9 protein-coding genes and 2 pseudogenes are annotated in these 10,148 nt (G+C 74.3%); 10 read left to right on the forward strand and 1 reads right to left on the reverse strand.

Annotated features, from left to right (window positions below):
• The 10 genes and pseudogenes from L1885_RS16700 to L1885_RS16745 form a co-directional block, all read left to right on the forward strand.
• Positions 1-422: putative sulfate exporter family transporter (locus L1885_RS16700; protein ID WP_235797915.1), on the forward strand; the 422-nt coding region annotated here is incomplete at its 5' end.
• Positions 423-475: 53 nt separating this feature from the next.
• Entirely contained in the window at positions 476-1,159 is a 684-nt protein-coding gene (locus tag L1885_RS16705; RefSeq protein WP_235797917.1) for a GntR family transcriptional regulator, read from the forward strand.
• A gap of 314 nt (positions 1,160-1,473) precedes the next feature.
• Entirely contained in the window at positions 1,474-2,700 is a 1,227-nt protein-coding gene (locus L1885_RS16710; RefSeq protein WP_235797918.1) for a threonine synthase, read from the forward strand.
• Between the two features lie 47 nt (positions 2,701-2,747).
• Positions 2,748-4,331: an ABC transporter substrate-binding protein gene (locus tag L1885_RS16715; protein ID WP_235797919.1), complete on the forward strand. Its 1,584-nt coding sequence runs from the start codon at positions 2,748-2,750 to the stop codon at positions 4,329-4,331.
• The gene (locus tag L1885_RS16720; RefSeq protein WP_235797920.1) at positions 4,328-5,287 is read left to right on the forward strand and encodes an ABC transporter permease; all 960 of its coding nucleotides are present in this window, start codon (positions 4,328-4,330) and stop codon (positions 5,285-5,287) included. The genes L1885_RS16715 and L1885_RS16720 overlap by 4 nt, the downstream gene beginning before the upstream one ends.
• Positions 5,284-6,327 (forward strand): ABC transporter permease, encoded by a 1,044-nt coding sequence (locus L1885_RS16725; protein WP_235797921.1) that lies wholly within the window; start codon positions 5,284-5,286, stop codon positions 6,325-6,327. The genes L1885_RS16720 and L1885_RS16725 overlap by 4 nt, the downstream gene beginning before the upstream one ends.
• On the forward strand, positions 6,324-7,121 hold the full coding sequence (locus tag L1885_RS16730) for an SDR family NAD(P)-dependent oxidoreductase (RefSeq protein ID WP_235797922.1): 798 nt from the start codon (positions 6,324-6,326) through the stop codon (positions 7,119-7,121). The genes L1885_RS16725 and L1885_RS16730 overlap by 4 nt, the downstream gene beginning before the upstream one ends.
• A complete protein-coding gene (locus tag L1885_RS16735) occupies positions 7,118-7,978 on the forward strand; it encodes a polysaccharide deacetylase family protein (protein WP_235797923.1) in 861 nt (286 codons plus the stop codon). The genes L1885_RS16730 and L1885_RS16735 overlap by 4 nt, the downstream gene beginning before the upstream one ends.
• Positions 7,966-9,093 carry an ABC transporter ATP-binding protein gene (locus L1885_RS16740; RefSeq protein ID WP_268984172.1) on the forward strand — a complete coding sequence of 376 codons (1,128 nt, stop codon included), beginning with the start codon at positions 7,966-7,968 and terminating at the stop codon, positions 9,091-9,093. Before L1885_RS16735 ends, L1885_RS16740 begins: the two co-directional genes overlap by 13 nt.
• Positions 9,090-9,971: pseudogene (locus L1885_RS16745) on the forward strand (ATP-binding cassette domain-containing protein); the annotation flags it as partial. The gene L1885_RS16740 and the pseudogene L1885_RS16745, both read left to right, overlap by 4 nt.
• Before the next feature lie 46 nt (positions 9,972-10,017).
• On the opposite strand, the pseudogene L1885_RS16750 reads toward L1885_RS16745, so the two are convergent.
• Positions 10,018-10,148, reverse strand: a pseudogene (locus L1885_RS16750) (helix-turn-helix domain-containing protein); the annotation flags it as partial.

Below are 10,148 nucleotides of genomic sequence, written 5' to 3' on the forward strand. Positions count from 1 at the left end.
CCGGCGCACCCGTGCGGGCCGGTGAGCGGGCCGCGACGGCGGCCGTCGGGCCGTACCGGGGCGCGACGGCCGGCTCGCGCGCCGCGTCCGCACCGCCACCGGTGCCCGAGGAGGCCCCCGCGTCCACGGAGGACACGGCGGAGGAGGGCGCACGCCGGATGCCGCCGCCCGTTCCGCTGTTCGTCGCGGGTTTCCTCGCCGCCATCGCGCTGACCAGCACGGGCCTGCTGCCCGACCCCGTACTCGCGGGCGCGAAGACCGTCCAGTCGGTCCTCCTGGTGGCCGCGTTGTTCGGTCTCGGCACCGGCATCCACGTGCCCGCGCTGGTGCGCACGGGCCGCCGCTCCCTGGTGCTGGGGCTGGCCTCGTGGGTGCTCGTGGCGGCCGTCGCGTACGCGGGGGTGCGCGTCGCCGCACTGTGAGCGCGACGGGACCCGCTGGTCACGGCGCGTATCGGATGCCATCATGCGGTCCCATGGCGATCGAGCGGCAGACCTACAAGGAGCAGGCGTACCGGGAGATCCGCCAGATGCTCGTGGACGGCGAACTCGCGCCCGGCGCCAAGGTCGTGGTGCGCGTGCTGTCCGAGCGGCTCGCGCTCTCGCCCACGCCCATCAAGTCGGCGCTCGCCGGCCTGGAACGCGACGGCTTCCTCGTCGCCGTGCCGCACCGCGGCTACTTCGTGCCCGAGGTCGCGGTCGAGGACATGCGGGAGATCTACGAGCTGCGCGAGGCGCTCGACGGCATCGCCGCGCGCAACGCCGCCGGGGCGCCGGACGCCGCCGAGTTCGTCCGCGACACCCTGCGCCCCCTGTACGAGGAGCAGCGGCGCCTGCTGGAGCAGGACGGCGGCGCGGGCTACAGCGCCGTCGACGTCGCGTTCCACCGGGCGATCTGGCACGCGTCGGGCAACGCCCGCCTCGCGCAGTTCCTCGACAACCTGGGCGGCCAGCTGCGGTTCGCGTCCGGCTCGTCGTCCAAGGTCCCCGGGCGCATCCCGGAGGCACTGGACGAGCACGCGGCGATCATGGCCGCGCTCGCCGACGGCGACGCCGCCCTCGCCGAGCGGCTCTCCCGCGCGCACGTCCGGCGCGCCGCGGAGGCGTTCGGCGGCGTGGTCGCGCCCGGCTCCGCCACCCCGTACCGCCCCGCTCGCTGAACCCCGCGCACGGGCGCCGGCTCGGCGACCCCATACCGCCCCGCTCGCTGAACCCCGCGCACCGGGCGCGGGCGCGGCCGCCCCGGGCCGGTCCGGCATGCCCGCGCGGCGCACGCCGGGCCGGTCCGCCCCCTTCGCGCGCCGACCGGCCCGGCGGCCCGTGTTCCGGCGCCGCGTGCGCCCGTATCGCGCCGTTCGTGAACGCGCTGTTACGTCTCACGGCGGAAATGACAAGGGATGAGACAGACCCTTGACGGCCCGCGAACTTGGATCCAAAATCCAAACCACTCCTGCCCGCCCTTACGAGGAGACCCATGCCGCACTCCGCCCTCAGCCACCTCGAATGCTCCAAGACCGGCAAGCGCTACGACGCGGACCAGGTCCAGGGAGTGAGCGACGCCGGCGTCCCGCTGCTCGCGCGCTACGACCTCGAACAGGTCGCCGCGACCGTCACCCCGGCCGAGATCGCCACCCGCCCCGCCACCCTCTGGCGCTACCACGAGGTCCTGCCCGTCCGCGACGAGGCGAACATCGTCTCCCTCGGCGAGGGCATGACCCCGCTGCTGCCCCTGCCGTCCTACGGCGCCTCGATCGGCGTCCCCGGCCTGCTGATGAAGGACGAGGGCCTCATACCCACCGGCACCTTCAAGGCGCGCGGCGCCGCCGTCGGCGTGTCCCGCGCCAAGGAACTCGGCGTGACCGGCGTGGCGATGCCCACCAACGGCAACGCCGGCGCCGCCTGGGCCGTGTACGCGGCCCGCGCCGAGATGAAGAGCCTGATCGCCATGCCCGTGGACGCGCCGTCGATCACCCGCGCCGAGTGCGTGGTGGCCGGTGCCGAGCTCTACCTCGTGGACGGCCTCATCGGCGACGCCGGCAAGCTCGTCGCCAAGGCCGTCGCCGAACGCACCGGCTACCAGGAGGTCTCCACGCTGAAGGAGCCCTACCGGCTCGAGGGCAAGAAGACGATGGGCTACGAGATCGTCGAGCAGCTCGGGTGGCGGGCCCCGGACGTGATCCTGTACCCGGCCGGCGGCGGAGTCGGCCACATCGGCATCTACAAGGCACTGCTGGAGATGCGTGAACTCGGCTGGCTGAAGGGCGAGTTGCCCCGCCTGGTCGCCGTGCAGGCCGAGGGCTGCGCGCCCATCGTCGAGGCGTACGAGGCCGGCAAGGACGAGAGCGAGCCGTTCCCCGACGCGCACACCGTCGCGTTCGGGATCACCGTCCCGAAGGCGCTCGGCGACTTCCTCGTCCTGGAGGCCGTGCGCGCGACGGAGGGCACCGCCATCGCCGTCAGCGACGCCGATCTCCTCGCCGAGCAGGCCGAACTGGCCCGCCGCGAGGGCGCGTTCATCTGTCCCGAGGGCGCCGCCTGCATGGCGGCGGCCAAGCAGCTGCGCGCGTCCGGCTGGCTGCGTGAGGGCGACCGCACGGTCGTCCTGAACACCGGCGCCGGCATCAAGTACCCCGAGACCGTCACGGTCGACGTCCCGACGCTCGCCGTCGATTCCCGCATCCCCTCCCCGTCGGCCGGCTGACCGCCTCCCCGGCGGCGGCCACCCGGCACTCCCGGCAGGAGACGACCATGCGTGCTCCTCGGACACCCCGGACCCCCCGCACCCGCAGCGTGCTGCGGGTGCTCCGGGCGCACCGGGCGGCGACGTACGGCGGCCTCGCGGCACTTCTCGCCGCGACCCTCACCGCCTGCGCACTGCCCACCACCACCGGCGGCTCGGCCCCCGGCTCCGCCCGCCTCACGGCGGACCTCGCGAGCTACCCGGCGAGCCTCGATCCCGGCCTCCAGTACGACACCGACTCGTACTCCGTCTACCGCAACATCTTCGACCAGCTGCTGCACCGCGACCCGAAGACCAACAAGCCGGTCCCGTGGCTCGCCACCGGCTGGCGCAGGACGACGCCCACGACCTGGAAGTTCACCCTGCGCGACGACGTGCGCTTCAGCGACGGCAGCAGACTCACCGCCGCGGACGCCGCGTTCAGCGTCGAGCGCATCCTCGACCCGAAGCTCGGCAGCCAGCAGAACGCCAACTTCTCCGCGATCGCCTCGGCCGAGGGCCACGGCGACACGCTCACCCTGACCACCAAGTACCCCTCCCCGACCCTCCTGACCTACCTCACCACGCTCTCCGTCGTGCCCGAGGCGTACGTGAAGAAGGTCGGCGACGCGCAGTTCAACCTGCACCCCATGGGATCGGGCCCGTACTCCTTCGTCTCGGCGATCCCCGGCTCGCAGGTCGTGCTCGAGCGCAACGACTCCTACTGGGGCCACGAACCGCCCATCCGGCAGGTCACGTTCCGCGCGGTGCCGTCCCCGGCCAGCCGTGTCGCCGACCTGACCTCCGGCAAGGCCGACATCGCCGACTCGATGACACCGGACACGGCGATCCAGATGAAGAGCGCCAGCAACCTCCAGGTGCTCTCCGCGCCCACCGAGCGCGTCAGCTACCTCGCCTTCAACACCCTCAAGGGCGGCCCCACCGACGACCCCCGGGTCCGCAGGGCGATCAGCCTCGCCATCGACTACAAGTCGCTGATCGGCGCCCTCGAACAGGGCTACGGCAAGCGGGTGGACAGCGTCCTGACGCCGCTCGCCGTCGGCTACCCCAAGCAGCTGCGCCCCTACGCCTACGACCCGGCGCAGGCCCGCAAGCTCGTCAAGGAGGCGGGCGCCACCGGCAAGACGGTGGTGATGGCGACCTCGCCGACCTACGACCCGCAGATCGTGCAGGTCATCCAGGCGAACATCCAGGACACCGGGCTGAAGGTCGCCATCCGCAACTCCGACCAGGCCACCTACCTGAAGAAGGTGCAGGGCCCCACGCACGACTGGGGCTCCATCCGCTTCGGCCAGTGGTCGTGCTCCTGCCTCGACGCGGACGGTGTGGCCTACCCGCTCTTCCGCACCGGCACGGTGTGGAGCTCGTACCACAACACCGCCTTCGACGCGCTCGTCGACAAGGGCCGCCAGACCATCGACCCGGCCGCCCGCGACCACATCTACGCGCAGGCCTACGGCATCCTCGACAAGGACCTGCCCGGCATCGGCCTCTTCCAGATCTACTCCATCTACGGAGCCAACAAGCGGCTCGTGTGGCATCCCGACGCCCAGCAGAGCTTCTACGTGGCGGACATGAGGTTCGCGTCATGAACCGCGGCACACTGGCCACCGCCGCCGGCTACCTCGGCACCCGCCTCGGCCAGGCACTCATCGCACTGTGGGGCGTCACCACCGCCGTCTTCTTCGCCCTCAGGCTGTCCGGCGACCCGGCGCAGCTGCTGGCGCCGCAGGGCGCCACGCAGGCCGACATCGCCCGTCTGCGGCGGCAGTTGGGCCTCGACGTGTCGGTGTGGCACCAGTACCTGAACTTCCTCGACGGGCTGCTGCACGGCGACCTCGGCTACTCCTACGTCCAGCACGAACCGGCGCTCAGCCTCATCTCCCAGCGCATCCCCTACACCGTCGACCTGGCGCTCGCCGCGCTGGTCCTCTCCGTGGTGTTCGGGGTCGGCGCCGGGATGCTGATGGCCCTGAACCGGGGGCGCTGGCCCGAGCGCGTGCTGATGCCGGTGGTGCTCGTCGGGCAGGCCATGCCGGCCTTCTGGACCGGCATCCTGCTGGTCCTGCTGTTCTCCGTGACCTTCCGCATCCTGCCCTCCACCGGCTACGGCGGCGCCACCTCGCTGATCCTGCCGGCCGTCACCCTCGCCTCGCTGTCCGCGGCGACCATCGCCCGCATCACGCGCGGCGCGGTCCTCGAACAGCTCGGCCGCGACTACGTCCGCACCGCGCGCTCCAAGGGCGCGGGCACCGGCCGGCTCGTGGTGCGCCACCTCGCGCGCAACGTGTCCGTGCCCATCCTGACCGTGGTGGCGCTGGAGGTCGCGAACCTGCTCGGCGGTTCGGTGGTGACCGAGCTGATCTTCGCCTGGCCCGGACTCGGCCAGCTCACCGTGCAGTCGGTCGACGGCCGCGACTTCCCACTCGTCCAGGCCATCGTGATCCTCGCGGCCCTCGTCTACATCGTCGTCAACCTGGTCACGGACATCGCCTACGCGTTCCTCGATCCGCGCATCAGCACCCTCGGAAAGGCGGCCGGGACATGAGCGGTGCCACGACAACAGCGGCCGGAGCGGGGACGGCTCCCGCCGCGCCCGTGCCGGCCGCCGAGCCCCGCGTGCGCTCCGGACGCCGGCGCGGGCTGATCCCCGCGGCCGTGGTGGCCTTGTACGTGCTGGTGGCGCTGTGCGCGCCGCTGATCTCGCCCTTCGACCCCGACCACGCCGACCTGGTGGCCCGGCTGAGCGGCCCGTTCGCCTCCGCCCACGGCCACTTCCACCTGCTGGGCACCGACGCGCTCGGCCGGGACGTGCTCAGCCGGGCGTTCTACGGCTCGCGCGTGTCGATCGCGGTCGCCGCGGCCACCGTCGTCGTCTCCGGCGCGTTCGGTGTGTTCGTCGGTGTGCTCGCCGGCTGGTACCGCGGCTGGGTCGGCGTGGTCGTGATGCGGGTCGCCGACATCGCGCTGTCCGTGCCGTTCTTCCTGCTGGCGATCCTGGTCGTCGCCGTCCTCGGCCCGAGCCTCGTCAACGTGGTGATCTGCCTGGCCCTCGTGCGCTGGCCCCGCTACACCCGCATCGCCTACGCGAGCGTGCTGGAGACCCGCGAACGGGGCTTCGTACGCGGGGCGGTGGCCGTCGGCGCGCCCGGCAGGTGGATCGTCACCCGGCACGTGCTGCCCGAGGTGCTGCCGCTGGCCGTCGTCGTCGCGACCCTGGAACTCGGCCTGATGGTGGTGTTCGAGGCGTCGCTGTCGTTCATCGGCCTCGGCGTGCAGCCGCCGACCGCGTCGTGGGGCTCGATGCTCTCCGACGGGCAGAGCTACGTCGCCACCGCGTGGTGGCTCGTGACCTTCCCCGGCCTCGCGCTGTTCGGCCTGGTCCTCGCCGTCAACCTGCTCGGCGACGCCGTGCGCGACCGGCTGGACCCCAAGCGCAGCGTCCCCAAGCGGCCCTTCCGCCGGCGCGGTCCCGGGCGCCCCGGCCGCGCGCCGGGCTGGCTGCGCCCCGGCGCATCCGGCACCGCCCCTTCCCCCGGCGGACCGCCCGGCCCCGCCGCCCCGACCCACCCGTCACAGGAGGCATGAGCGTGCGCGACTACCGCGACCAATTCAGCGGCGCCCGCGTCGTGGTGACCGGCGCCGCCGGCATCTTCGGCACGTGGATCGCCGAGGCGTTCGCGAGGGCGGGCGCCGACCTGCTGCTCACCGACGCCCGCCCCGAACCCCTCGCCGGGCTGGCCCGCCGCCTCGGCGCCCGGCACCTCGCGGCCGACCTGGCGGACCCCGAGGACCTGCGCGTCCTCGGCGACGCCGTCGCCGGCACCTGGCAGGCGCCGGACGTGCTGATCAACAACGCGGGCCTGTACCCGCGCACCCCGCTCGCCACGACCGGGCCCGACGCCGTGCGCCGCATCCTCGACGTGAACGTCGTCGCCCCGTTCGAGCTGTCCCGGCGCGCGGTCGACGCGATGACCCGCGCGGGCGTGCCCGGCCGGATCGTCAACATCTCCTCCGGCGCCGCCGTACGCCCCGGCGCGGGCGGCTCCGTGTACGCGGCGAGCAAGGCGGCGGTGGAGACGCTCACCCGCTCGCTGGCCCTGGAGGTCGCGCGGCACGGCATCCGCGTCAACACCGTCCAGCCCGGCTTCGCGCCCGGCAGCGAGGTCAGCGCCCTCTCGGAGGACCATGTCAGCCGGATGCGCGACCGGATCCCGCTCGGCCGGACGTCGGGCCCCTTCGACGCCCCCGCCGCCGTGCTCTGGCTCGCCTCCGAGGAGGCGTCGTTCGTGACGGGCACGACCCTGGCGGTGGACGGCGGCCGCACGGCCGGCGACTGGACGCCGCCGTCCCGGGAGCAGACGCGGGAGGGCGGCCGATGAGCGCGAGCTACCCCTGGCCCGGCGGCCACCGCGCCGGGCTGTGCGTCACCTTCGACTTCGACGGCGAGTCCCCGCTGCTGTGGCGGCGCAGGAACGACCCGCCGGGCGACGTCGCCGAACTGGAACAGCGCCGGTACGGGCCCCGCCGCGGCATCCACCACGTCCTCGGGACGCTGGAGCGCACCGGCGTCCGCGCCACGTTCTTCGTCCCCGGCCACATCGCGGCCACCTACCGCTCCGCCGTCGCCGAGATCCACGCCGCCGGGCACGAACTCGCCCTGCACGGCTGGTGCCACGAGCCGCCCGCCGACCTGGACGCCGGCGGCCTGCGCGACACCCTCACCCGCGCCTCGGACCTCCTCGCGGACATCAGCGGCGTCCGCCCGGCCGGCTACCGCTCGCCCAGTTTCCGCATGTCGCCCGACGGCTTCGAGGTCCTCGCCGGCCTCGGACTCGCCTACGACAGCTCGGTGATGGGCGACGACCGGCCGTACCGCATCGGCGGCCTCGTCGAGATACCCGTCGACTGGGCCACCGACGACGCCGTCTACTACCGCTGCACCGGCGGCACCGAGACCCGGCCGCCCTACGGGGCCGGCGACCTGTACGACGCGTGGCACGCCGAGCTGACCGGTGCCCGCGAGGCCGGGACGCTGGTCAACCTGACCATGCACCCCTGGCTGTCCGGCCGCCCCGCCCGGGTCCTCGGCCTGCGCCGGCTCCTCGAGGCCGCCCGGGAGTCCGGCGACGTGTGGATCGGCACGGCCGGCGAACTCGCCGCCCACCACCGCGCGACCGCCCCCGGCACCGCGGGCGTGCTCGACGTCCCGACCGACACCCTGGGATGGCCGCTGTGACGACTTCGTACACCGCGCGGGACACGACGCGGGGCACCGCCGGGGCGACCGTCCTCGACGTCCGCGACCTGCGCGTCACCTTCGGGCCCGGCCTGGACGCCGTCGACGGGCTGACCCTGAGCGCGCGGCGCGGCGAGACCGTCGCCGTCGTGGGCGAGTCCGGCTGCGGCAAGACCCTCAGCGCCCTGGCGCTGGCCGGGCTGCTGCCCGAGGGGGCCACCGTCACCGGGTCCGCCGTCCTCGACGGCCACCAGCTGGTCGGCCGGGGCGAGCGGCAGTGGCGGGCGCTGCGCGGCTCCAAGGTCGGCATGATCTTCCAGGACGCGGCCACCGCCCTGAACCCGCTGATGTCCGTGGGGGCGCAGATCGAGGAGGTCATGGCGATCCACGGCACGTACCGCAGGGCCGCCCGCCGGGCCCGCGCCGTGGAACTGCTGGCCTCCGTGGGCGTGCCGGACGCGGAGACCCGCGCCCGCAGCCACCCGCACCAGCTCTCCGGCGGCATGCGCCAGCGCGTCATGATCGCGATGGCGCTCGCCGGATCGCCGGACCTCGTCGTCGCGGACGAACCCACCACCGCGCTCGACGTCACCGTGCAGGCGCAGGTCCTCGCCCTGCTGCGCGAGTCGACCCGGGACGCGGCGGTGCTGTTCATCACCCACGACATGGGCGTCGTCGCGGAGATCGCCGACCGCGTCGTGGTCATGTACGCGGGCAGCGTCGTGGAGGCCGGTCCGCTCGACGAGGTGCTGGAGCGCCCCCACCACCCGTACACCGCGGCCCTGCTGGCCTCGGTGCCCGATCCGGACGCGCCCCGCGCCGGCGAGCTGCCGACGATCCCCGGCCGCGTCCCGCCGCTCGGCGAGCGCGGGAGCGGCTGCCCGTTCCGCGACCGCTGCCCGAAGGCCAGGGAGCGCTGTGCAGAGCGCCCGCCGCTGAGCGAACTCACGCCCGGCGGGTCGGCCGCCGCCTGCTGGTACCCCGGCCACACCGGGGCCCCGGAGCGCGCAGAAGCCCCCGGCCGCGCCACGGCCCCCGGCACCACGGGGGCCGGCCCCGGACCGGACGGGGACCCCGCCACCCCCACCACACCGCACGAGGAGGGCACGTCATGACGGTGCGACCCCCCGCCCCGGCCGCCGAGGCGGCCCCCGGAGAGAGCCGGCCCGAGCCGCTCGTACGGGCGCAGGGCCTGACCAAGCGCTACGGCGTCCGCACCCGCGCGGGGCGCCGCACCCTGACCGCCGTGGACCGCGTCGACCTGGCCGTCGGGGCCGGGCGGATCGTCGCGGTGGTCGGCGAGTCCGGCTGCGGCAAGTCCACGACCGGGCGGCTGCTGCTCGCCCTGGAGCGGCCCACCGAGGGCACGGTGGAGGTGGACGGACGCGACGTGAACCGCCTCGGCACGAAGGAACTGCGCCTGCTGCGCCGGGACATGCAGCCCGTCTTCCAGGACCCCTACGACTCGCTCAACGGCCGCATGAGCGTCGGGCGCATCCTGTCCGAGCCGGCGAGGGTGCACGGTGTCACGCAGGGCGGCCCCGGCGGCGCGCGGACCGTCGCCGACCTGCTCGACCTGGTGGGCCTCGGCGCCGCGTACGCCGACCGGCACCCGCACGAGCTGTCCGGCGGGCAGCGCCAGCGCGTCGCCATCGCCCGTGCGCTGGCACTGGACCCGAAGTTCGTCGTGTGCGACGAGGCGGTGTCCGCGCTCGACGTGTCGGTGCAGGCGCAGGTCGTCAACCTGCTCAGCAGGCTCCAGCGGGAGCTGGGGCTCGCCTACCTCTTCATCAGCCACGACCTCGCGCTGGTGCGCTACCTCGCGCACGAGACGGCCGTCATGTACCTGGGGCGCGTCGTCGAACAGGGGCCCACCGAGACGCTGTTCGCCGACCCGCGGCACCCCTACACGCAGCTGCTGCTGGCGGCGGTGCCCAGGCCCCGGGCCCGGCACGGCGCCGAGCGGCGGGCGGTGGCCGCCGCGGGCGACCTGCCGAGCCCCCTGGAGCGGCCCGAGGGGTGCGTGTTCTCCACGCGCTGCCCCCCCGCACGATCGGGTCACGCTCCGGCGGCATCTCCCCCAGAAGGTCGGAGACCGTCGTACCGTAGATGCGGGCGAGGGCGAGCAGCATGGGCAGCGACGGCTGCCGCTGCCCCGTCTCCAGCCTGG

Source organism: Streptomyces fuscigenes, from assembly GCF_021556455.1.
Classification (GTDB): Bacteria; Actinomycetota; Actinomycetes; order Streptomycetales; family Streptomycetaceae; genus Streptomyces; species Streptomyces fuscigenes.